The organism is Stenotrophomonas sp. AN71, assembly GCF_050435725.1.
Classification (GTDB): Bacteria; Pseudomonadota; Gammaproteobacteria; order Xanthomonadales; family Xanthomonadaceae; genus Stenotrophomonas.
Genome location: NZ_JBNDKU010000007.1, coordinates 13,061 through 34,360, shown reverse-complemented (window position 1 = coordinate 34,360; position 21,300 = coordinate 13,061). Strand labels below are relative to the sequence as shown.

Below are 21,300 nucleotides of genomic sequence, written 5' to 3'. Positions count from 1 at the left end.
TGGCCGCGGTGGCGGCGCAAAAAAAAACCCCGCCGGAGCGGGGTTTTCAACGCACTGTCGAGTCGATCACTCGGCCGGCGTGATGTTCGAAGCCTGGGCACCCTTCGGGCCCTGGGTCACGTCATAGGTGACACGCTGGCCTTCCTGCAGGCTGCGGAAGCCCTTGGAGTTGATGGCGGAGAAGTGCGCGAACACGTCGGCGCTGCCATCCTCCGGCGAGATGAAGCCAAATCCCTTGGCGTCGTTGAACCACTTGACGGTACCGTTCGGCATGGTGATGCGAGACCTTATGCAATGAATGGGTGGTGTACGCTGAACCCGCGCACAAGCTGAGTATGCAAAGCTTGCTCGGGGAAGACAATCACCCCCGTGCCAATTCGCCCACCAGTTCCGGAAGTCCGTTACTGGCCGCCTGCACGTTGGCCAGCACTTCGGCCATCGTAATCTCCTCGCCATCGCCGCAGCCGGCCGCCCAGTTGGCGATGATCGCCAGGCAGGCGTAATCCAGCCCCAGCTCCCGCGCCAGCGCGGCTTCGGGCATGCCGGTCATGCCCACCAGGTCGCAGCCGTCGCGGCGCATGCGGGCGATTTCGGCGATGGTTTCCAGCCGCGGGCCCTGCGTGGCGCCGTAGCAGCCCCCGTCATGCACCGCGACACCCGTCACCTTCGCCGCCGCCAGGATCTTGCTGCGCAGCATCGGCGTGTAAGGATGACCGAAATCGACGTGGACCACGTCGGTGCCCTCTTCTTCACAGATCGTGCTGATGCGGCCCCAGGTGTAGTCGATGATCTGGTCCGGGCAGGCCAGCACGCGCGGACCGAAGTTCTCGGTGATGCCGCCGACGGTGTTCAACGCCAGCACCCGCTGCGCGCCCAACTGCTGCAGCGCGGCCAGGTTGGCGCGGTAGTTGACCTTGTGCGGCGGCAGCGAATGACCTTCGCCATGGCGCGCCAGGAAGGCCACGCGGTGGCCGAGCAGCATGCCCACGCGCACCGGGCCGGACGGGCGACCGAAGCGGGTGTCGACCTCGTAGGTCTGCACGTCGTCGAGCTTGGCCAGGTTGTAGACACCGGTACCGCCGATCACGGCCAGGGCGATCTGTTGCATTCGAAGCACTCCATGAAAAGACGAACGCCGGCACCCGAGGATGCCGGCGATGGGAAGGACGCGCCGCAGGCGGCTGCGCCGTTATTCCTTCATCGCGTAGATGGCCGGCACGCAGCGCAGGGTTTCGTTGACGTCCATGCCGAAGCCGAACACGTAGCGGTCCGGCAGCTCGATGCCGGCGTAATCAGCGGTCACGTCCGGCAGCGCGCGGTCGTGCTTCTTCACGGTCATCGCAGCGATGCGCACATCGGTTGCACCCTGCTCCAGGCACCAGGTGCGCACGCCCTGCAGGGTGTAACCCTCATCGAGGATGTCGTCGACCAGCAGCACGCGGCGACCGAACAGCGAGGTGGCCGGCTTGTGCTTCCAGACCAGATCGCCGCCGGTGGTTTCACCGCGGTAGCGGGTGGCATGCAGGTAATCGAACTGCACGTCCTGACCGCGCGCGCCCAGCTCCAGCGCCAGCTGGCCGGCGAACGGCAGCGCACCGTGCATGATCGACAGGAACAACGGCACCTCGCCCTTGTAATCGCGCGCGATGGCGTCGGCGATACCGGCGATGGCCTTGTCGATGGTGGGACGGTCGACCAGCAGGTCAGCCTGGGCCAGGGCCTGGGAAATGGTGAGGTTGGGCATCAGACGGTTCTTCCAAGGGTTTCAAGCAGACGGGATTGGGTGTCGCCATGGCGGGCATCGGCCAACAGGCCGTCCCAGCCAAGCGCGCCGCGGCCAAGCAGGCCCAGCAGCGCAGCAGTATTGAGGGAGCGTCCCTGCACCGCGTGCAGGGCTTCATCGACCAGCTCCGGGTGGCAGACCAGCACCACGTCGCAGCCGGCGTCGAGGTGGGCGTGCACGCGCGCCGGCACGCCGCCGGCACTGTGCGAGGCGGCCATGCCGATGTCATCGGAGAACACCACACCGCGGAAGCCGAGCTCGCCGCGCAGAATGTCCTGGATCCAGCGCGGTGAGTAGCCTGCCGGCTCGGGTGCCACCTGCGGGTAGATCACATGCGCCATCATCACGGCGTCGGCACCGGCGGCGATCCCGGCCTGGAATGGCACCAGATCCTGCGCGCGCAGTTCGTCCAGCGCCCGCGGGTCGATTGCGGTATCGACATGGGTGTCTTCCAGCACGGTGCCGTGGCCGGGGAAATGCTTGAGCGTGGCGGCCATGCCGACCGCGTGCATGCCACGCACGTAGGCCGCCGTGAACGCCGCCACCACCTGCGGATCCTCGCTGAAGGCACGGTTGCCGATGGCGCGGTTGCCGCGGCCGAGGTCGACCACCGGCGCGAAGCTCAGGTCCAGCCCGCTGGCCCGCACTTCGCTGGCCATCAGCCAGGCATGCTGCTCAGCCAGGGCCAGCGCCTGCTGCGGGTCGGTCGCATACAACGCGCCAATGTCCTGCAGCGGCGGCAGCTCGCTGTAACCCTCGCGGAAGCGCTGCACGCGGCCGCCTTCCTGGTCCACGCAGATCAGCTGCGGGCGCGGGGCGGCGGCACGGATGGCCGCGCTCAGATCGGTCACCTGCTGGCGCGAGGCGAAGTTGCGCTTGAACAGCACCACCCCGGCCACGGCATCGTGCTGAAGCCAGTCACGTTCCTGGGCGGTCAGTTCGGTGCCGGCAACGCCGATCAGCAGCATGGTCGATCTCCACAACGCGCGCCCGCATGGCGCAGTGCCGCATTGTCGCAGAACCGGCCGACAGGCGCAGTGGCCAAGGCAAAAGGGAAGTGTGGGGTCAGAGCCCCTGTATGGGTCCGACCCCGGGGTCGGATCCCCACAGGAGACCTGACCCCGATCTGCTCAGACCTTGCAGCCGTCCGGGCCGCAGGCCTCGTCGCCATCGGCCGGGGGCTCCAGTGTGCCCTGCTCGGCGGCGATCTGGCGCAGGGCGTTGGCGAACGCTTCCGGTGGCTGCGCGCCGGAAATGGCCCAGCGGCCGTCGATGACGAAGGTCGGCACCGAGGAAATGCCCAGCGCGTGAGCCTGCGCCAGCTTGGCGTCGACTTCAGCCAACCCGCGGTCGGAGGCCAGCATCTGCGCGATCTCGCCCGCATCGAGGCCACCAGCGACGCCGGCCTTGATCAATACCTGCGGGTCGGCCAGGTTCTGGCCCTGCTCGAAGTGGGCGCGGAACAGCGCCTCACCCACCGCGTCCTGCAAGCCATGCTCCCCGGCCAGCCACAGCACCCGGTGTGCCGGCAGGGTAGTCACCCGCACCTGGCCCTGACTGAAATCCATCGGCAGGCCTTCCGCGCGCGCGGTGGTCTGGGTCTGACCGAGGATCTGTTCGGTGCGCTCGGCGCCGCCGAACTTGCGCACGTAAGCCTCGCGCAGCGGCACCGGGGTCGCGTCCGCATCCGGGTCCAGCTGGAACGGTTGCCAATGAATGTCGAGTTCGGGCGCGTTGGCACCCAGCAACTGCACGCCCTGCTGGAAACGATGCTTGCCGATCCAGCACCAGGGGCAGACCACGTCGGAATAGATATCGATTCTCATCCCCCCGACATGGGGCCCGCCACCCTCGATAAAAGGGGACGGAGGGGATTAAGTCGCTTTCCGCACAGGCGGGGTAAAGACGACTTAATCCCCTCCGTCCCCTTTTTCGGGGTTCACCACTGTGAATAGGGGGTGCTGGCCAAGGCGACGTTGTAGTAGCGGGCGTCGTCGGTCACTTCGGAACCGACCCAGGCCGGCAGGTCGATGACCTGGTCCGCGCTGTCCAGCTCGACCTCGGCCACCACCAGCCCGGCGTTGTCGCCGAGGAATTCGTCCACTTCCCAGGTCAGGCCAGCGTGCTCGACCAGATGCCGGCGCTTGTCGATCAGCCCGCCCACGCACAACGCCAGCAGCGCACGCGCATCTTCCACCGGGATCGGGTAGTCGAATTCCTGCCGGGTATGCCCGATGGTGCGCGACTTCAGGTTCAGCGCAGCATGCTCGCCTTCGATGCGGACCCGCACCGACGCGTTCTGGCTGCCGCGGTCGAGCGCCCCCATATCGTTGATGTAACCCTGCGCCATCGGGACAACCCGATGCGCGGCGGCACGCCAGTCATCACTGCTGACGAGGAATTTGCGTTCGATTTCGATGCCCATCGCGCCATTATGCGCGATGGGTGATGACAGGCGGTCAGCGCTTCTCGAACACCGCGATGCTTTCCACGTGCGCGGTGTGCGGGAACATGTCCATGGCACCGGCACTGACCAGGGTGAAGCCCTGCTCATTGACCAGGTAGCCGGCATCGCGTGCCAGCGAGCCCGGGTGGCAGCTGACGTAGACGATGCGCTTGAACTGCTTCAGCGGCAGCTGCTGCAGCACTTCGATCGCACCCGAGCGCGGCGGGTCCAGCAGCAGCTTGTCGAAGCCCTGGCGCATCCACGGGGTGCTGCGCTGGTCCTGGGTCAGGTCGGCACTGAAGAACTGCGCGTTGGCCAGGCCGTTGCGCTCGGCGTTCTCACGGGCACGGGCAACCAGCCCGGCATCGCCTTCCACGCCGACCACTTCGCGCACACGACGGGCCAGCGGCAGGGTGAAATTGCCGAGGCCGCAGAACAGGTCCAGCACACGCTCGTCCTCACCCGGCTCCAGCAGGTCCAGGGCATGGGCGATCATCTTCTCGTTGAGCTTGGCGTTGACCTGGATGAAGTCCAGTGGGCGGAACGCCAACTCCACATCCCACGGCGCCAGCCGGAACGACAGCGGCACGCCCTGCCCGTCCAGCGGCTGTACGGTATCCACGCCGCCGGACTGCAGGTAGATCACAAAACCATGCTGCTGGCCAAAGGCGGCCCAGGCAGCGCGGTCGGCATCGCTGAGCGGCTGCAGATGGCGCACGGTCAGCACCACGGCCTGATCGCCGGCGATGAACTCGATCTGCGGAATGTCGCGCTTGCCATCGAGCGACTCGATGAACAGGGACAGCACCTCGACCTTGGTGCCGATTTCCGGGATCACGGTCAGGCACTGACGCAGATCAGCGACGAAACGCGGGTCCTGTTCACGGAAGCCGACCAGGGTCTTGTCCTTCTTCTCGACCCGGCGCACCGAGAACCGGCCCTTTCGGCGGTAGCCCCAGCTTTCACCCACCAGCGGCGGCAGCACCGCGCCCGGCTTCACATGGCCGATCCGCTCCAGGTTGTCCATCAGCACGCGCTGCTTGGCGACGATCTGCTGGTCTTCGTCCAGGTGCTGCAGCACGCAGCCGGCGCAGGTGCCGAAATGCGGGCATTTCGGCGTGACCCGCTGCGGCGAGGCCTGCAGCACTTCCACCGTGCGCGCCTCGTCGAAGTGGCGGCTGCAGGCGGTCTGTTCAGCCTTCACCACTTCGCCCGGCAGGGCGCCGCTGACGAAGGTGACCTTGCCGCCCTCGCCTTCACGGCGGGCGACGCCGCGACCATCATGGCTGAGGTCGAGGATTTCGGTCTGGAACGGGGTACGGTCGATGCGGGAGCGGGATCGGGCCACGTGGCAACAGGCTGCGGGCAAAAATGGGGGCGTATTGTCGCAGATCCTGAGCGGCGGGGTCCGGACCCGCTTGCGCCCATGGCCGCCGTGCTTGATGATTGGGTCAGCTGACATGGAGGCAGCCCTGATGCAGATGACCCCGCGGGCCGCACGGCCCCGCTTCCTGCTTGTCGAGGACGACATCATCAGCCGCGGTTTTTTCAAAGCGGCGTTGGAAACGTTACCGGCGGATGTGGACACCGCAGATTCCCTGGCCAGTGCGCTGGCCAGTGCCGAACCCGGCGCACACGACCTTTGGCTGATCGACGTCAATCTGCCCGATGGCAATGGCGCGCAACTGCTGCGCGAACTGCGTCGTTCGCACCCGGACACTCCGGCGCTGGCGCATACCGCCGACGGTGATACCTCCATTCACGCCCGCCTGCGCGAAGCCGGCTTCAGCGACACCCTGGTCAAGCCACTGGGCCGCGACCAGCTGCTGAAGGCGGTGCGCCGCGCGCTGGTCAACAGCCCGGCCGGCATCGTCGTGGCGCCGGCGCCAGCGGCCGTCGAGCTGGACGTGCAGGATTGGGACGAGACGGCGGCGCTGGCCGCGCTCAATGGCCAGCGCAACCACCTGATCGCCCTGCGTGAGCTGTTCCTGGCCGAGCTGCCGGGTGTCCGCGATGCGGTCGAGCAGGCGGTTGACCAGCACGACGAGCGCCAGCTGCGCAACCAGCTGCACCGGTTGCAGGCCAGCTGCGGCTTCGTTGGCGCGGCCCGGCTGGCCCGTGCGGTACGCCAGCTGCATTACGCGCCCGAATCCGGTCCGGCCCAGGCCGGTTTCCGCGCAGCGGTGGCTGCCCTGCTGCATTGAGGGTTGCGCCTGCTTCCCGCTACCGTCGGGGGGCCAGCTGCTCGAGCAGTTCCCAGGACTTCAGCCCACGCGGGCCCAGGTGATGGGCCAGCACCCGCCGCATCGGCAGGCGCAGGCTGGCCAGATCGGCCGCCTCCGGCTCTTCGTCCGCCGCCAGGGCCAGCAGCGCAGAACCGGTGGCCGCCGCCCTGCGCTCTCCCCCGCGCTCGCTGAGCAGGCGCTGCGCGCCGTCCTGCGGGTCCAGTTCGTAGCGTGCGGCCGGGTCGATCGGCTGGCCATCGCTGGCATTGTCCAGCTCGAAACCCAGGCCCAGCGCGGACAGCAGTTCGCGCTCGAAACGGCGCAGGGTCCAGGCCAGGCCTGCGCCCACGGCCAAACGTGCGCGCGCCTCGCCATAGGCCAGGTACAGCTCCGGCAGCGGGTCCTGGCGTGGTGCCAGGCGCAGGGTCAGTTCACTCAGGTAGAAGCCGGCCAGCATTGCCTGGCCCACCAGCCGCGGCGCGGCATCCAGTGCCTCGGCACCGCGCAGCTGGGCCAGTTCACCGCGTTGCTGCGCACTGAAGCGGATCCATTGCAATGGTTGCAGCGCAGCGCGCAGCACCTGGCCCTTGGCGGTGGACACGCCACGCGCGAGCAGGCCGATACGGCCATGCTGCGCGCTCAACACCTCGACCAGCAGGCTGGTCTCGCGATAGGCCCGTGCATGCAGCACGAAGCCGGTGTCGTCCTCGATGATCATCGAAGCGACCGCACCCGCTTACTCGTAACCGAAGGCCTTCAGTGCGGCCTCGTCGTCGGACCAGCCTTCACGCACGCGCACCCAGGTTTCCAGGAACACCTTGGCACCAAACAGGCGTTCCATCTGCAGGCGCGACTTGGCCCCGATCTCCTTCAGACGGGCACCGCCCTTGCCGATCACAATGGCCTTCTGGCCTTCGCGCTCGACCCAGATCACCGCGCCGATGCGCAGCAGGTTGCCGTCTTCGGTGAAGCGCTCGATCTCCACGGTGGTGGCGTACGGCAGTTCCTCGCCGAGCTGGCGCATCAACTGCTCACGCACCAGCTCACCGGCCAGGAAGCGCTGGCTACGGTCGGTGATCTCGTCCTCGCCGAACATCGGCGGCGCTTCCGGCAGCAGGGCCAGCACGTCGCGCACCAGTGCTTCCAGGCCGTTGCGCTTCTGCGCCGAGATCGGGTGCACGGATGAGAAATCGCGACCGGCGGTGACTTCCTGCAGGAACGGCAGCAGGGCGCCCTTGTCCTTCAGCCGGTCGATCTTGTTGACCACCAGCACCACCGGGATACCGGCATCACGCAGCACGTTGAAAGCCAGGCTGTCCTCTTCGTCCCAGCGGCCGGCCTCGATCACCAGCAGACCGGCATCGACGCCTTCCAGCGAGCCGCGCGCGGCGCGGTTCATCACCCGGTTCATTGCCCGCTTCTGCACCTTGTGCAGGCCGGGCGTGTCGACCAGCACCAGCTGGCCTTCCGGGTAGGTGGCGATGCCCAGCAGGCGATGACGCGTGGTCTGGGGGCGGTTGGAAACGATGCTGACCTTGGCGCCAACCAGGGCATTGGTCAGGGTCGACTTGCCCACGTTCGGGCGGCCAATGACGGCCACGCTGCCGCAATGATGGGGAGTTTGTTCGCTCACTTGGAATCCAGTTGTTCTAGGACGGCCGCAGCCGCCTGTTGTTCGGCAAGCCGCCGCGAGGCGCCTTCGCCCTCGGTGCTGGCGGCCGGGTCAGCTACGTTGCAGCGTACCCGGAAGTGTTTGGCGTGGTCGTCACCGGATTCTGACACCAGTTCGTACTGCGGCAACGCCTTCTGTCGGGCCTGCAGCCATTCCTGCAGGCGGGTCTTGGGGTCCTTCTCGGGGCGGCCGGAGGCGGGCAGCGCCTCGATCGAAGCGCTGAACCAGGGCAGCACCACCGCCCGGCAGGCCTCGAAGCCCGCATCCAGGTAGATCGCGGCGACCACCGCTTCCATGGCGTCGGCCAGGATCGAGTCGCGGCGATGGCCGCCGGACTTCATTTCACCCGGACCCAGGGTCAGGCGCTCGCCCAGCTCCAGGGTCCTTGCGATCACCGCCAGCGCGCCTTCACGCACCAGCTCGGCGCGGGCACGGGTCATCGCGCCCTCGTCGGCCTTGGGCCAGCGCTGGTACAGCGCCTCGGCCGCCATCATGTTGACGATGCTGTCGCCCAGGAACTCCAGACGTTCGTTGTGGGGCGCGCCGGCACTGCGATGGGTCAGCGCCTGCTTGAGCAGGGCCTCATCGCTGAAGGAGTGACCGATCAGGTCGCCACGTTGGAAAGGTTTATTCGGCACCGCTTCGGGTCAGGTCCTGGGATGAATCGAATTTGCCAACCACATCCAGATTGCCGACCAGCGGACGGCGCACTTCGTAGTTGACCTTGAGGGTCCAGCCATTGTCGCGACGATCGAACTTCACGTTGGCCGGCTTCACATTTTCCGAGTAGTTGATGTACAGGCGCTTGAAGAACAGGTCCTGGATCCGGGCCGGTTCCATGCTGCCCACGCCCGGTTCCTTGGCCAGGCTCTTCATCGCTGAGCGTACCGCGTAGTACTCCTGGTACATCGGGAACAGCTTCATGCCGATGTAGAGGAAGAAACCGACCACGATCAGGACCGCCAGGAACGAGGTCAGGGTCATGCCACGCTGCGTGTTCATCGTCTTCATTGCGTTCTCCCCAGATACGCGTTGGATGTGAAAATACTCAGTTGATGCCCGATCAGTTGATGCTCGAGCCGATCCGGGACGGCTCGAAGCCATCCTTGCAGAACCAGCCCTGGCAGTTCAGCCAGATCAGGAAGGCCTTGCCGCGCAGGTTTTCTTCCGGCAGCAGACCCCAGAATCGGCCATCGTCACTGTTGTCGCGATTGTCGCCCATCACCAGGTACTTGCCAGCCGGCACGGTCCACTGACCCTGGCCACGCGGATAGTCGGTCTCCAGCACGGTATGGGTGCGGCCCGGCAGGTGCTCGACCAGCAGATTGCTGCCCTCGCCCTGGCCCTGGTGGCCGGCATAGATGCCCTTGTTGTCGTACTTCAGCGGCTCACCGTTGAGGATCACGCCGTCGCCTTCGAAGACCACGGTGTCGCCCGGTACGCCGATCACGCGCTTGATGAAGTTCTCGCCCTTGGCCGGGTCGTTGTCGCTGTGGCCGGGGAAGTGGAACACCACCACGTCGCCACGCGACGGCTCGCCGAACGGCACCAGCTTGGTATTGCTGATCGGCAGGCGCAGGCCGTAGGAGAACTTGTTGACCAGAATGAAATCGCCGATCAGCAGGTTCGGCATCATCGAGCTGGACGGGATCTTGTACGGCTCTGCGATGAAGCTGCGCACGATCAGCACGATCGCCAGCACCGGGAAGAACGCACGCGAGTAATCCACCAGCACCGGTTCGGAGTCGAGCAGCCCCGCGCGCTGGGCGCGGCGTTTGGCAAGGTACAGCTTGTCGGCGAGCAGGATCAGGCCCGAGGCCAGGGTCAGCACGACCAGGAGGATCTCAAACAGTTTCATTCAGGGTCCTTTGCAACGTCACCAGACGACCGGCCACGCCGGGCCGGTGCGGGTTTACTTGTTGTCCATCTGCAGCACGGCCAGGAACGCTTCCTGCGGAATCTCCACGCGTCCGACCTGCTTCATGCGCTTCTTGCCTTCCTTCTGCTTTTCCAGAAGCTTCTTCTTGCGCGAAACGTCGCCACCATAGCACTTGGCCAGCACGTTCTTGCGCATGGCCTTGACCGTGGTACGCGAGATGATCTGCGAGCCGACCGCGGCCTGGATGGCGACGTCGAACTGCTGGCGCGGGATCAGGTCCTTCATCTTCTCGCACAGCTCGCGGCCACGGCGATCGGCGTGGCTGCGGTGCACGATCAGCGACAGCGCGTCGACCTTGTCGCCGTTGATCAGCACGTCCACGCGTACGAACGGGCCGGCATCGAAGCGCACGAAGTGGTAGTCCAGCGAGGCATAGCCGCGGCTGACCGACTTCAGCTTGTCGAAGAAGTCCAGCACCACTTCGGCCATCGGCAGCTCGTAGCTGATCTGTACCTGGCTGCCCAGGTAGTTGATGCCGATCTGGCTGCCGCGCTTCTCTTCGCACAGCTTGATGATGTTGCCGATGTACTCCTCGGGGGTGAGCACGTTGGCACGGATGATCGGCTCACGGATCTCTTCGACATGGTTCACCGGCGGCAGCTTGGCCGGGTTGTCCATGTTGATGATGGTGCCGTCGGTCTTCAGGACCTCGTACACCACCGTCGGCGCGGTGCTGATCAGGTCCAGGTTGTATTCGCGCTCCAGGCGCTCCTGCACGATTTCCATGTGCAGCATGCCGAGGAAGCCACAGCGGAAGCCGAAGCCCATCGCCTCGGAGCTTTCCGGCTCGAAGCGCAGCGCGGCATCGTTCAGGCGAAGCTTGTCCAGCGCCTCGCGCAGGTCCGGGTAGTCCTCGGCATCGACCGGGAACAGGCCCGCGAACACGCGCGGCTGCATTTCCTGGAAGCCCGGCAGCGGCTTCGGGGCAGGATCACCCGCCAGGGTCAGGGTGTCGCCGACCGGCGCGCCGTGCACGTCCTTGATGCTGGCAGTGACCCAGCCCACTTCACCGGCACGCAGCACCGGCAGCACCTTGCGCTTGGGCGTGAACACGCCGACGTTGTCGACCTGGTGGTTGCGGCCGGTGGACATCACCTGCAGCTTGTCACCGGCCTTGATCTCGCCCTGCATCACGCGCACCAGCGAGACCACGCCCAGGTAGTTGTCGAACCAGGAGTCGATGATCAGCGCCTGCAGCTTGTCGGTATCACGCGGCACCGGCGCCGGGATGCGATGCACGATTGCTTCCAGCACATCCTGCACGTTCAGGCCGGTCTTGGCGCTGACCGGAACGGCGTCGGTCGCATCGATGCCGATCACGGCCTCGATCTCGGCCTTGGCACGCTCGATGTCGGCGGTGGGCAGGTCGATCTTGTTGATCACCGGCACCACTTCCAGGCCCTGCTCCACGGCGGTGTAGCAGTTGGCCACCGACTGGGCTTCTACGCCCTGGGCCGCATCGACCACCAGCAGCGCGCCTTCGCAGGCGGCCAGCGAGCGGCTGACTTCATAGGAGAAGTCGACGTGGCCGGGGGTATCGATGAAATTCAGATGGTAGGTCTGCCCGTCCTTGGCTACATACGGCAGCGACACCGACTGCGCCTTGATCGTGATGCCACGCTCGCGTTCGATGGGGTTGGAGTCGAGCACCTGCGCTTCCATCTCGCGGGCCTGCAGGCCACCACAAAGCTGGATGATGCGGTCGGCCAGCGTGGACTTGCCGTGGTCGACATGGGCGATGATGGAGAAGTTGCGGATGTTCCGCATCGAATCAGAAGACATAGGTGGCGGCGGCGGCGCGGCGTCGTCAGGGTAACGGTGGATTATCGCATGCCCGGCGCCTCGCCGCGAAAGCGGCCTCATCGGGCCGGCCCGGAACGGCCGAAGCCCCGCCGGGGCGGGGCTTCGGGGGGAGAAGCGAGGGCCGCCGAAGCGACCCCGGCCGGCCTTACTGGCCGGCCTTGACCGCCACGAAGGCGCTGTTGCCGTTGGCGGTGCGGACCAGCAGCATCACCACATCGTCCTTCTTGTAGCCGGACAGCGCCCGGTTCAGGGCCTCCACGCTGCCGACCGCGGTGCGGCCGACCTGCAGGATCACCATGCCCGGCGACAGGCCGGCATCACGCGCCGCCTCGCCCTTGACTCCAGTGATGCGCACGCCCTCGTTGCCAGTGAGCCCGAACTGCTTGCGCTGGGCTGCATTCAGATCGCTGACGTCCAGCCCCAGCAGGGCATTGGCACCGGTCTGCGGCGCCGCGTCGGTGGCGCCGGCCGCCGGCCCGCGGGTCGAGCCCTGGCCGTCTTCGCTCAACGCGGTCAGCGTGGCACTGAGGTCATGCGGCTTGCCGTCGCGGTACACCCCCAGGTTTACCTTGCTGCCCGGTGCCATCGCACCGATAAGCGGCGGCAGGTCGGACCAGCTGTTGACCGGGCTGCCGTTGACCGAACGGATGACATCGCCGATCTGCACGCCGGCCTTGGCGGCGGCGCTGCCGGCCACGATCTGGTTGACCAGTGCGCCACGGCTGTCCGGCAGGCCCAGGCCCTGAGCCTTCAGCGAATCGATCGGCTCGACCACCGCGCCCAACTGGCCACGGGTGACCTTGCCGCTCTTCTTGATCTGCTCGACCGCGCTCATCGCCAGATCGATCGGGATCGCGAAGCTGATGCCCATGTAGCCGCCGGAGGCGGAGAAGATCTGCGAGTTGATGCCGACCACTTCGCCACGGGTGTTCAGCAGCGGGCCGCCGGAGTTGCCCTGGTTGATCGCCACGTCGGTCTGGATGAACGGTACGTAGCGCTGATCGGCGCCACCGGTGCTGCGGCCCAACGCGCTGACGATGCCGGCGGTGACCGAGTGGTCGAGACCGAACGGCGAACCGATCGCCACCACCCACTGGCCCGGCTTGAGGGTGTTGGAATCGCCCACGCGGACGGTCGGCAGGTTCTTGCCGTCGATCTTCAGCAGGGCCACGTCGTACTGCTGGTCACTGCCCACGACCTTGGCCTTGAATTCACGGCTGTCACCCAGCTTGACCTTCACTTCGCTGGCATCGGCCACCACGTGGTAATTGGTCAGCACATAGCCGTCGGGCGAGATGATGAAGCCCGAGCCCATGCCACGGCCCTTGATGCTGGGGCCGCCATCCTGCCCGCCCGGCCCCTGCCCCGGCATCGGGAAGTCGGGACCGAAGAAGCGGCGGAAGAATTCAGGCATGTCATCGTCGCCACCCATCGGGCCGCGCGAGGCCTGGCGGTTGCTGCGGACGATGGTGGTATCGACGTTGACCACGCCCGGCCCGACCTGTTCGACAAGGTTGGTGAAGTCGGGCAGCCCACTGACCAGCGGCTGCGCCGGCACCCGCGGCGCGGCGGCAGGCGCCGCAGACGTCTGGGCGGTGGGAGCCGGGGCCTGGGCGCAGGCCATCAGCGGAAGGGTCAGGGCCAGCAGGCCGACGGCATGCATGCGGAATCGGGGAGTCATCGGACGGCAACCTCCGGATCGGATGGAAAGAGGAATACGGGCCCCGCCGACGGCGGGGCGTGAAAGCGTCCGGCTCAGTTGCGCGGGCGCGGCGGCACCGGCAGGTCATCCTGCAGGCGCGGCTCGAACGGATAGAACGCAGCGCCTCCCGCCTGGGCCGGGAAACTGGCGTTGAGCGCGCCGGCGGCGGGTGCCAGGCTGGAGCGCGGCCACGGCCGGGCCTGCAGGCTGCCTACCTCGCCGAACGGCAGGTTGCGGTTGGCATTGGCTGGAACGGTCGGGGTCAGCGGCGCCTGTGCGGCGGCGATCGCCCGCTGCGGCGCATCATCCCGCTGGGCCGCACGCGCGGCCTGCTGGCTGCGGGTGGCACTGGCACGCCGGCTGTCCTGGCGCCGGCTGGCGGCAGCCATCGCCACCGCCGGTACACCGGCCACGGCCATCGCGGCGGTGTCCACCGACGCTTCGGTCACAGGGGCCGGCTGGGTGGGTGCTGGTGGCAGTTCGGCCTGGCTGGCAATGACCTGCGGTGCCAACGGCTCACCCGGGGTGGCCTCGTTGAGCTTCTCGCCGCCCATGAACAGGGCCACCGCAGCGACCGAGGCCGCCAGCGCGGCGCCGCCGCCCCAGGCCCGCCAGCCACCGCGGCGCACCTGCCGGCGCGGTTCGGCCTGCGGCGCAGGTTCAGCGGCGATGGCCGCAGCGACGGCGGCACTGAAACCGGCCGGCGCCAGCGCCGGGGCCTGCCCGCGCATGACGTCGCCCAGCAGCTGCCAGCGCTCCTGGCACCCGGCCAGTTCGGGGTCGTGCTCCATGCGGCGCAACAGGAAGCGCGCCTCATCGGCACTGAGCTCACCATCGACCAGGGCCGACAGCTGCTCACGGTGGCGCAGGTCAAGGCGCTGCCCGGCCGGTGATTGATGGTTCTGCGATTCGTTGAACGGATTACTGGTCATACGCGGCTCTTCTCACGGGTGGCACTGCCGATGTCCAACAGCGGCCGGAGTTCAGTGTCGATCGCCTCGCGCGCCCGGAAGATCCGTGAACGCACGGTGCCGATCGGGCACCCCATTTTCTGCGCGATATCCTCGTAACTCAGGCCTTCCACCTCGCGCAGGGTGATCGCTGACCGAAGCTCTTCCGGCAGCGCGTTGACGGCCTTCATCACCGTCTGTTCCAGTTCCTGGCGCATCAACTCGCGTTCGGGCGTATCGGTATCACGCAGGCGCGTACCGCTGTCGAACTGTTCGGCGTCACCGATGTCGATGTCATCGGTCGGTGGCCGTCGATTGTGTGAAGCCAGGTAGTTTTTAGCGGTATTCACGGCGATTCGATGCAACCAGGTTGAGAACTGGGCATCGCCACGGAAACTTCCGATCGCGCGATAGGCGCGGATGAAAGTGTCCTGGGCGACGTCCTGACATTCGCTCCAGTCGGCGATGTAGCGACCGACCAGGGCCACGACCCGATGCTGGTACTTGCGCACCAGTACATCGAAAGCCGCGCTCTCGCCGCGCTGCACGCGCCGGACCAGCTCCAGGTCCAGCTCCTGTGGTGTATCAACCTCGGCCATGAGGGGCCGCACTCCTGTCAGCCCAACCGACGTCGGGCAATGAGACTGCCAATCCCGGGAAAAGTTCAGTCGCCGATCATCCGGCGCCGCACCAGCTTTTAACCACCGTTCCGTTAGCGTCCTGGTCCACGGCCATGGATCCAGGTGCGCCACTCCCCTGCTATTGGGATTTGACGCGGGGGAAACAACCTCTGGATCATAGCCGCTTCTCCATACACAACCGGATGGAACGTCCATGCTTTCAGGCTTCGATGGTCTGCGCTTCCGCCACTGGCACCCCGAGATCCGCGACGACGGCGTGGTGGTTCTCTCCCTGGACCGCCAGGACAGCAGCGTCAATGCCATGTCGCAGGACGTGCTGCTGGAACTGGGCGACCTGCTCGAACGCATCGCCATGGATCCGCCCAAGGGCGTGGTGATCCAGTCGGTGAAGAAGGCCGGCTTCATCGCCGGTGCCGATCTGAAGGAATTCCAGGAATTCGACCGTCGCGGCACCGTCAACGATGCCATCCGCCGTGGCCAGGCCACCTATCAGAAGCTTGCCGAGCTGCCCTGCCCCACCGTGGCGGCGATCCACGGCCACTGCCTGGGCGGCGGCACCGAGCTGGCGCTGGCCTGCCGCTATCGCGTGGCCTCCAATGACAGCTCCACCCGCATCGGCCTGCCGGAAACCCAGCTCGGCATCTTCCCGGGCTGGGGTGGCAGCGCCCGCCTGCCACAGCTGGTGGGCGCGCCGGCGGCAATGGACATGATGCTGACCGGGCGCACCCTGTCGGCCTCGGCCGCGCGTGGCATCGGCCTGGTCGACAAGGTGGTTGCACCGGCGGTGGTGCTCGACACCGCCGTGGCGCTGGCGCTGTCCGGCACCACCCGTCCCTTCAAGCAGCGTGCGCTGGCCTGGGCCACCAACACCTGGCCGGCGCGCCAGCTGCTGGCACCGCAGATGGTCAAGCAGGTCGCACGCAAGGCGAAGAAAGACCAGTACCCGGCGCCCTACGCGCTGATCAGCACTTGGCAGCGCAGCGGCGGCAAGCCGGTGCAGGCGCGCCTGGACGCCGAACGCCGTGCAGTGGTCAAGCTGGCCAGCACGCCGACCGCGCGCAACCTGATCCGCATCTTCTTCCTGACCGAGCGCCTGAAGGGGCTGGGCGGCGGCGATTCCGGCATCCGCCACGTGCACGTGGTCGGCGCCGGCGTGATGGGCGGCGACATCGCCGCATGGGCCGCCTACAAGGGCTTCGAGGTGACCCTGCAGGACCGCGAGCAGCGCTTCATCGACCCGGCCATGGAACGTGCGCAGGCCCTGTTCGCCAAGAAGGTGCGCGACGAGAGCAAACGCCCTGCGGTGGCCGCACGCCTGCGTGCCGACCTGGACGGCAACGGCGTGGCGCAGGCCGATCTGGTGATCGAGGCCATCATCGAGAACCCGGAAGCCAAGCGTGCGCTGTACCAGACGCTGGAGCCGACGATGAAGCACGACGCGTTGCTGACCACCAACACCTCGTCGATTCCCCTGGTGGAACTGCGCGACCATATCCAGCGCCCGGCGCAGTTCGCGGGCCTGCATTACTTCAACCCGGTGGCACAGATGCCGTTGGTGGAGATCATCCATCACGACGGCATGGCGCCGGAGACCGAGCGTCGCCTCGCCGCCTTCTGCAAGGCGCTGGGCAAATTCCCGGTGCCGGTGGCCGGCAGCCCGGGCTTCCTGGTCAACCGCGTGCTGTTCCCATACATGCTGGAAGCAGCCACGGCGTATGCCGAGGGCATCCCGGGCCCGGTGATCGACAAGGCGGCGGTGAAGTTCGGCATGCCGATGGGGCCGATCGAGCTGATCGACACGGTCGGTCTGGACGTGGCTGCCGGCGTCGGACGTGAACTGGCGCCGTTCCTGGGCCTGCAGATTCCGGCCGCGCTGCAGACGGTGGAGCCGGACAAGCGCGGCAAGAAGGATGGCCAGGGCATCTACACCTGGGAAAACGGCAAGCCGAAGAAGCCGGACGTGGCCAGCAACTACCAGGCACCGGCCGATCTGGAAGACCGCCTGATCCTGCCGCTGTTGAACGAGGCGGTGGCCTGCCTGCACGAAGGCGTAGTGGCCGATGCCGACCTGCTGGATGCGGGCGTGATCTTCGGCACCGGTTTTGCGCCGTTCCGCGGTGGCCCGATCCAGCACATCCGTGCGGTAGGCGCCGATGCAATCGTCGAGCGGCTGAAGGCGTTGCAGCAGCGCCACGGCGACCGTTTCGCTCCGCGCCCGGGCTGGGACAACCCTGCTCTGCGCGAACCGGTGGTGTGAGTTGATCGGCCGGGCCTGCGGCCCGGCACGCGCAGAGGCAACGTCAAGTTCCACAGCAGAAGCCAGAGCCAAAGCGGCTCTGGCTTTTCTGTTTGTTGGGCGGGGCGGTGTCGGGTTGCGCAGGACCGTTGGCGCCATGGATGGCGCCAACGAGCCCCCATGGATGGGTTTACGGCGTGTCCTGCGCAACCCACCCGCCCGGCCAAGCGCGGCTTTTGATCTTGCTTCTGCCTTCAGCGACCAACCCCACAGCCACGAGGGGCTGCGCCGTTGGCTGGAACAACCTGTTACCCATACGGGGCATGTCCCCGTCACAGCTGCATGCGATGCTGATCACCTGATCCCTGCCAGCGAGAACGCCCGCATGACCACCATCATCGCCCCGCGCGTGCACGACATCGGCGGCCTCGAAGTCCGTCGCGCCGTCCCTACGCTGCAGGCGCGCAGCATCGGTTCGTTCGTGTTCGTCGACCAGATGGGCCCGGCACTCATGCACCCCGGCACGGCCATCGACGTGCGACCGCATCCGCATATCGGCCTGGCCACGGTCACCTATCTGTGGTCGGGCGCCATCGGCCACCGCGACACGCTGGGTTCTGACCAGGTGATCCGTCCCGGTGACGTCAACTGGATGACCGCCGGCCGCGGCATTGCCCATTCCGAGCGGACGCCGCAGCCGGACCGCGATCATGACAACCCGATCCACGGCATGCAGACCTGGGTGGCGCTGCCGAAGTCGCATGAGGAAATCGAGCCGGCGTTCTACCACCATGCCGCCGCTACCCTGCCCGAACAGCGCCGCAACGGCGCGTGGCTGCGGGTGATCGCCGGCCGCGCCTACGGTGAGGAATCGCCGGTGAAGGTGTTCGCCGACACGCTCAACGTGGCCATCGATCTGGACCCGGATGCGGAGATCGATATCGACGACGGCCATCGCGAGCGTGCGCTGTACATCCTCGAAGGCCAGGCACAGCTGGATGGCGTGGATGTGCCCGCCCAGCATCTGATCATTCCCGAAGCCGGCGCAGTGGGCCGCCTGCGGGCCAAGACGCCGGTAAAGGCGATGCTGTTCGGCGGTGAGCCGCTGGATGGTCCGCGCCACCTGTGGTGGAACTTCGTGTCCAGCTCCAAGGAACGCATTGAGCAGGCCAAGCATGACTGGGAGGCCGGCCGTTTCGGCACCATTCCCGGCGACGACAAGGAATTCATCCCGCTGCCGCAGTACTGAACATCGCGTGTTGCACACATCCGAAGGTGTATCCCTGCACCCGGCGTTGACGCTACTGTCACCCGCTGATCATTGAAATGTGACATAAATCACACTTTCGACCGTCAAAGGAGTGCAACACATGAGCATGGGTAAACGCTTGTCCGCCGAATTCCTCGGCACGTTCTGGCTGGTTCTAGGTGGCTGTGGCAGTGCGGTGCTGGCCGCCAAGTTCGGCGGCGACGGCAATCCGCTGGGTATCGGTTTCCTTGGCGTAGCCCTGGCCTTCGGCCTGACCGTGGTGACCGGCGCCTATGCGTTCGGCCATATCTCCGGCGCGCACTTCAACCCGGCGGTCAGCGTTGGGCTGTGGGCCGGTGGCCGTTTCCCGACCAAGGATCTGGTGCCTTACATCATCGCGCAGGTCGCTGGCGGCCTGCTAGCCGGCTTCATCCTGCTGCAGATCGCTTCAGGTGCCAGTGGCTTCGCCATCGATGGCAGCCAGGCCGGTGCGTTCGCCAGCAATGGTTATGGCGCGCTGTCGCCCGGTGGCTACAGTGTGGCGGCAGCCTTCCTGTGCGAAGTCGTGCTGACGGCGGTGTTCCTGATCGTGATCATGGGTTCCACCCACGGCAAGGCACCGGCCGGCTTCGCTCCGCTGGCGATCGGCCTGTCGCTGACCCTGATCCACCTGATCAGCATTCCGGTCACCAACACCTCGGTGAACCCGGCGCGCTCCACCGCCGTGGCCTTCTTCGCCGGCAGTGGTGCGGTCAGCCAGCTGTGGTTGTTCTGGGTTGCCCCGCTGCTGGGCGGCGCGATCGGCGGCATCATCTACAAGTGGATCGGCAGCGACCGCTGATCCCTCGGTGACCATTGCGGTCGACCCTCGGCCGCAATGGTTACGCCTGTAACCGCGAATTGTGCGATTGCTCACGTTCCGTTAAGGTTGAGTTGACCGTCCGTGCACATGCCTGACGGGGTGGCATCCGGGGATGGGATGCCGTGGTCGCCAGGTCTGCTGGCGGAGCCAAACCACTCATCACCTTGGGGGATGCATGAAGTTCGCGCCTGTTTTGTTGTCGAGCCTGCTGTTTGCTGCGGCCCAGGCCGCCGCGCAGGCCCCTTCCGAATGCCCCTCGTTGCCGGCCAGCAGTGGCCTGCAGTGGCAGCAACAGGTGCAGGCGGACTTCCTGATCTGCCGCGCGGCCACCGCAGAGGGTCGCGAAGTACTGAGCCTGCTGCTCAGTTCACGTGATCCGGCGATTCCGTTGAGCCGGTCGCTGCGCCAGGAAAAAGGCAGCTTCGGTGGTGAGTCCCTGTACTGGTACCAGCCCGACCTGGGCGGCCAGCAACCGCCCGGTTACGCCGAACGGCGCATCAGCGTGGTCAAGATCGACAAAGGGCGTTACGCGCAGATTTCGCTGTATCCGGACAGCGCGCAGGAGCTGGGCTCGCTGCAGCAGCTGGCGCAGGGCATGAGCCTGACGCCGTCGGCCGTGGCCGCCGGGCGCTGACGATGATGGGGATGACTGCCTGGCAGCATCCCCGCAGGATCCGAGGCGCGGGACGTACGCCGGGCATGGCCCGGCGGCGTTGCCGGTTTCTTTCGCCGGGCATGGCCCGGCGCTCCCCCTCAGAACCTGCCTTCCTGGAAATCGACGAAGGCCTGCATCAGTTCCTGGCGGGTGTTCATCACGAACGGGCCGTGCCGCATCACCGGTTCGTTCAACGGGCGACCCGCGACCAGGATCAGCCGCGCGCCTTCGCTGCCGGCCGAGACGTGCAGCTGCCCGCCCCCTCCCAGCACCGCCAGTTCCTGGCGGGCCACATCGCGCGCGGCATCCTGCTCGCCCACCGTCAGCGCTCCCTCGAACACGTAGGCAAAGGCGTTGTGGCCTTCCGGCAACGCGTAGGTCCAGGCGCGGTCCGGTGCCAGCGTGATGTCCAGGTAGAGCGGCTCAGTGGCTGGTTGCACGATCGGCCCGCGGGTGCCGTCCACCGTGCCGGCGATCACCTTCACCTGCACACCGTCTTCGGGCTGCACCACCGGAATCCGCTCTGGCGCGAATTCCTGGTATTTCGGGTCGGTCATCTTCTCCTTCGCCGGCAGGTTCACCCACAGCTGGAAACCACGCATCTGCCCGCTTTCCTGCTCGGGCATCTCCGAATGCACCAGGCCACGGCCAGCGGTCATCCACTGCACGCTGCCCGGGGTCAGCAGGCCCTCGTTGCCGTGGTTGTCGCGATGCCTCATGCGGCCGTCGAGCATGTAGGTGACGGTCTCGAAACCGCGATGCGGATGCTCCGGGAAGCCGGCGATGTAGTCCTCGGCGCGGTCGGTACCGAATTCATCGAGCAGCAGGAACGGGTCCAGGTCGGGCAATGTCGGGCCGCCGATGACCCGGGTCAGGCGCACGCCGGCACCGTCGGAGGTGGGCATGCCACGGATGGTCCGCAGTACGCGGACCGGTTCGGGAAAGCTCATGGCGACTCCTGTTGGATGGATGCCACTGAAGATGGACGCCACACGGCCGCACGCCAATGGACGGCGTCGCAACCGATTGTTCCATCCCTGATGTTCGCTGCACGTCAGCACAACGGCTGTACGACCAAAGTACTACCGCCGATTCGTCCTGTGCCAATTGACCCTGTCGAGGGCACGCGGGACTCTT

General features: G+C 66.7%; 22 protein-coding genes. 5 read left to right on the top strand and 17 right to left on the bottom strand.

The window, feature by feature from the left end:
* Positions 1 to 66 precede the first annotated feature (66 nt).
* The 7 genes from ABH900_RS12360 to rlmD all read right to left on the bottom strand — a co-directional run bounded on the left by ABH900_RS12360 (position 67) and on the right by rlmD (position 5,577).
* Positions 67 to 273 carry a cold-shock protein gene (locus ABH900_RS12360; protein WP_005410590.1) on the bottom strand — a complete coding sequence of 69 codons (207 nt, stop codon included), beginning with the start codon at positions 271 to 273 and terminating at the stop codon, positions 67 to 69.
* A gap of 88 nt (positions 274 to 361) precedes the next feature.
* Positions 362 to 1,108, bottom strand: coding sequence for an S-methyl-5'-thioinosine phosphorylase (locus ABH900_RS12355; protein ID WP_429623170.1), 747 nt, complete (start codon positions 1,106 to 1,108; stop codon positions 362 to 364).
* A gap of 81 nt (positions 1,109 to 1,189) precedes the next feature.
* Positions 1,190 to 1,744 carry a hypoxanthine-guanine phosphoribosyltransferase gene (locus ABH900_RS12350; RefSeq protein ID WP_005410592.1) on the bottom strand — a complete coding sequence of 185 codons (555 nt, stop codon included), beginning with the start codon at positions 1,742 to 1,744 and terminating at the stop codon, positions 1,190 to 1,192.
* Positions 1,744 to 2,751, bottom strand: coding sequence for a beta-N-acetylhexosaminidase (nagZ, locus tag ABH900_RS12345; protein WP_049447084.1), 1,008 nt, complete (start codon positions 2,749 to 2,751; stop codon positions 1,744 to 1,746). Before nagZ ends, ABH900_RS12350 begins: the two co-directional genes overlap by 1 nt.
* A gap of 162 nt (positions 2,752 to 2,913) precedes the next feature.
* A complete protein-coding gene (locus tag ABH900_RS12340; RefSeq protein WP_429623168.1) occupies positions 2,914 to 3,609 on the bottom strand; it encodes a DsbA family oxidoreductase in 696 nt (231 codons plus the stop codon).
* Between the two features lie 113 nt (positions 3,610 to 3,722).
* Positions 3,723 to 4,208: a CYTH domain-containing protein gene (locus ABH900_RS12335; protein WP_429623167.1), complete on the bottom strand. Its 486-nt coding sequence runs from the start codon at positions 4,206 to 4,208 to the stop codon at positions 3,723 to 3,725.
* Between the two features lie 34 nt (positions 4,209 to 4,242).
* Positions 4,243 to 5,577: a 23S rRNA (uracil(1939)-C(5))-methyltransferase RlmD gene (gene rlmD, locus ABH900_RS12330; protein ID WP_429623166.1), complete on the bottom strand. Its 1,335-nt coding sequence runs from the start codon at positions 5,575 to 5,577 to the stop codon at positions 4,243 to 4,245.
* Between the two features lie 127 nt (positions 5,578 to 5,704).
* Between rlmD and ABH900_RS12325 the strand changes: the two genes are divergently transcribed.
* The gene (locus ABH900_RS12325; protein WP_429623164.1) at positions 5,705 to 6,433 is read left to right on the top strand and encodes an Hpt domain-containing response regulator; all 729 of its coding nucleotides are present in this window, start codon (positions 5,705 to 5,707) and stop codon (positions 6,431 to 6,433) included.
* A 19-nt stretch (positions 6,434 to 6,452) separates the two neighbouring features.
* Here ABH900_RS12325 and recO read toward each other — a convergent pair whose 3' ends face one another.
* From recO to rpoE, 9 genes are all read right to left on the bottom strand, one after another.
* Positions 6,453 to 7,172 (bottom strand): DNA repair protein RecO, encoded by a 720-nt coding sequence (gene recO / locus ABH900_RS12320; protein ID WP_429623162.1) that lies wholly within the window; start codon positions 7,170 to 7,172, stop codon positions 6,453 to 6,455.
* Positions 7,173 to 7,190: 18 nt separating this feature from the next.
* Positions 7,191 to 8,087, bottom strand: a complete 897-nt coding sequence (gene era, locus ABH900_RS12315) for a GTPase Era (RefSeq protein WP_429623160.1) — start codon at positions 8,085 to 8,087, stop codon at positions 7,191 to 7,193.
* A complete protein-coding gene (rnc, locus tag ABH900_RS12310; RefSeq protein ID WP_429623158.1) occupies positions 8,084 to 8,764 on the bottom strand; it encodes a ribonuclease III in 681 nt (226 codons plus the stop codon). The genes era and rnc overlap by 4 nt, the downstream gene beginning before the upstream one ends.
* Complete coding sequence (locus tag ABH900_RS12305; protein WP_014038086.1) at positions 8,754 to 9,137, bottom strand: DUF4845 domain-containing protein; 384 nt, start codon at positions 9,135 to 9,137, stop codon at positions 8,754 to 8,756. Before ABH900_RS12305 ends, rnc begins: the two co-directional genes overlap by 11 nt.
* A gap of 52 nt (positions 9,138 to 9,189) precedes the next feature.
* Positions 9,190 to 9,984 (bottom strand): signal peptidase I, encoded by a 795-nt coding sequence (gene lepB / locus ABH900_RS12300; RefSeq protein ID WP_429623156.1) that lies wholly within the window; start codon positions 9,982 to 9,984, stop codon positions 9,190 to 9,192.
* 54 nt (positions 9,985 to 10,038) lie between these two features.
* Complete coding sequence (gene lepA, locus ABH900_RS12295) at positions 10,039 to 11,832, bottom strand: translation elongation factor 4 (protein WP_429623405.1); 1,794 nt, start codon at positions 11,830 to 11,832, stop codon at positions 10,039 to 10,041.
* Between the two features lie 181 nt (positions 11,833 to 12,013).
* Entirely contained in the window at positions 12,014 to 13,549 is a 1,536-nt protein-coding gene (locus ABH900_RS12290) for a DegQ family serine endoprotease (protein ID WP_429623154.1), read from the bottom strand.
* A 74-nt stretch (positions 13,550 to 13,623) separates the two neighbouring features.
* On the bottom strand, positions 13,624 to 14,502 hold the full coding sequence (locus ABH900_RS12285) for an RseA family anti-sigma factor (protein ID WP_429623153.1): 879 nt from the start codon (positions 14,500 to 14,502) through the stop codon (positions 13,624 to 13,626).
* Positions 14,499 to 15,119 (bottom strand): RNA polymerase sigma factor RpoE, encoded by a 621-nt coding sequence (gene rpoE / locus ABH900_RS12280; RefSeq protein ID WP_429623152.1) that lies wholly within the window; start codon positions 15,117 to 15,119, stop codon positions 14,499 to 14,501. The genes ABH900_RS12285 and rpoE overlap by 4 nt, the downstream gene beginning before the upstream one ends.
* Before the next feature lie 235 nt (positions 15,120 to 15,354).
* Between rpoE and ABH900_RS12275 the strand changes: the two genes are divergently transcribed.
* From ABH900_RS12275 to ABH900_RS12260, 4 genes are all read left to right on the top strand, one after another.
* Entirely contained in the window at positions 15,355 to 17,418 is a 2,064-nt protein-coding gene (locus ABH900_RS12275; RefSeq protein WP_429623151.1) for a 3-hydroxyacyl-CoA dehydrogenase NAD-binding domain-containing protein, read from the top strand.
* Between the two features lie 364 nt (positions 17,419 to 17,782).
* A complete protein-coding gene (locus ABH900_RS12270) occupies positions 17,783 to 18,646 on the top strand; it encodes a pirin family protein (protein ID WP_429623150.1) in 864 nt (287 codons plus the stop codon).
* A 121-nt stretch (positions 18,647 to 18,767) separates the two neighbouring features.
* Positions 18,768 to 19,487, top strand: coding sequence for an aquaporin Z (gene aqpZ, locus ABH900_RS12265; RefSeq protein WP_049443042.1), 720 nt, complete (start codon positions 18,768 to 18,770; stop codon positions 19,485 to 19,487).
* A gap of 196 nt (positions 19,488 to 19,683) precedes the next feature.
* Positions 19,684 to 20,142 (top strand): hypothetical protein, encoded by a 459-nt coding sequence (locus tag ABH900_RS12260; RefSeq protein ID WP_429623149.1) that lies wholly within the window; start codon positions 19,684 to 19,686, stop codon positions 20,140 to 20,142.
* 119 nt (positions 20,143 to 20,261) lie between these two features.
* Here the strand turns inward: ABH900_RS12260 and ABH900_RS12255 are convergent, their stop codons facing one another.
* A complete protein-coding gene (locus ABH900_RS12255; RefSeq protein ID WP_429623148.1) occupies positions 20,262 to 21,113 on the bottom strand; it encodes a pirin family protein in 852 nt (283 codons plus the stop codon).
* Between the last annotated feature and the right edge of the window lie 187 nt (positions 21,114 to 21,300).

What these genes read in the sequence shown, in the direction of transcription:
- ABH900_RS12360 (WP_005410590.1), bottom strand. Translation starts at nt 273, where the DNA reads ATGCCGAACGGTACCGTCAAGTGGTTCAACGACGCCAAGGGATTTGGC.
- ABH900_RS12355 (WP_429623170.1), bottom strand. Translation starts at nt 1,108, where the DNA reads ATGCAACAGATCGCCCTGGCCGTGATCGGCGGTACCGGTGTCTACAAC.
- ABH900_RS12350 (WP_005410592.1), bottom strand. Translation starts at nt 1,744, where the DNA reads ATGCCCAACCTCACCATTTCCCAGGCCCTGGCCCAGGCTGACCTGCTG.
- nagZ (WP_049447084.1), bottom strand. Translation starts at nt 2,751, where the DNA reads ATGCTGCTGATCGGCGTTGCCGGCACCGAACTGACCGCCCAGGAACGT.
- ABH900_RS12340 (WP_429623168.1), bottom strand. Translation starts at nt 3,609, where the DNA reads ATGAGAATCGATATCTATTCCGACGTGGTCTGCCCCTGGTGCTGGATC.
- ABH900_RS12335 (WP_429623167.1), bottom strand. Translation starts at nt 4,208, where the DNA reads ATGGGCATCGAAATCGAACGCAAATTCCTCGTCAGCAGTGATGACTGG.
- ABH900_RS12325 (WP_429623164.1), top strand. Translation starts at nt 5,705, where the DNA reads ATGCAGATGACCCCGCGGGCCGCACGGCCCCGCTTCCTGCTTGTCGAG.
- recO (WP_429623162.1), bottom strand. Translation starts at nt 7,172, where the DNA reads ATGATCATCGAGGACGACACCGGCTTCGTGCTGCATGCACGGGCCTAT.
- ABH900_RS12305 (WP_014038086.1), bottom strand. Translation starts at nt 9,137, where the DNA reads ATGAAGACGATGAACACGCAGCGTGGCATGACCCTGACCTCGTTCCTG.
- lepB (WP_429623156.1), bottom strand. Translation starts at nt 9,984, where the DNA reads ATGAAACTGTTTGAGATCCTCCTGGTCGTGCTGACCCTGGCCTCGGGC.
- lepA (WP_429623405.1), bottom strand. Translation starts at nt 11,832, where the DNA reads ATGCGGAACATCCGCAACTTCTCCATCATCGCCCATGTCGACCACGGC.
- ABH900_RS12290 (WP_429623154.1), bottom strand. Translation starts at nt 13,549, where the DNA reads ATGACTCCCCGATTCCGCATGCATGCCGTCGGCCTGCTGGCCCTGACC.
- ABH900_RS12285 (WP_429623153.1), bottom strand. Translation starts at nt 14,502, where the DNA reads ATGACCAGTAATCCGTTCAACGAATCGCAGAACCATCAATCACCGGCC.
- rpoE (WP_429623152.1), bottom strand. Translation starts at nt 15,119, where the DNA reads ATGGCCGAGGTTGATACACCACAGGAGCTGGACCTGGAGCTGGTCCGG.
- ABH900_RS12275 (WP_429623151.1), top strand. Translation starts at nt 15,355, where the DNA reads ATGCTTTCAGGCTTCGATGGTCTGCGCTTCCGCCACTGGCACCCCGAG.
- ABH900_RS12270 (WP_429623150.1), top strand. Translation starts at nt 17,783, where the DNA reads ATGACCACCATCATCGCCCCGCGCGTGCACGACATCGGCGGCCTCGAA.
- aqpZ (WP_049443042.1), top strand. Translation starts at nt 18,768, where the DNA reads ATGAGCATGGGTAAACGCTTGTCCGCCGAATTCCTCGGCACGTTCTGG.
- ABH900_RS12260 (WP_429623149.1), top strand. Translation starts at nt 19,684, where the DNA reads ATGAAGTTCGCGCCTGTTTTGTTGTCGAGCCTGCTGTTTGCTGCGGCC.
- ABH900_RS12255 (WP_429623148.1), bottom strand. Translation starts at nt 21,113, where the DNA reads ATGAGCTTTCCCGAACCGGTCCGCGTACTGCGGACCATCCGTGGCATG.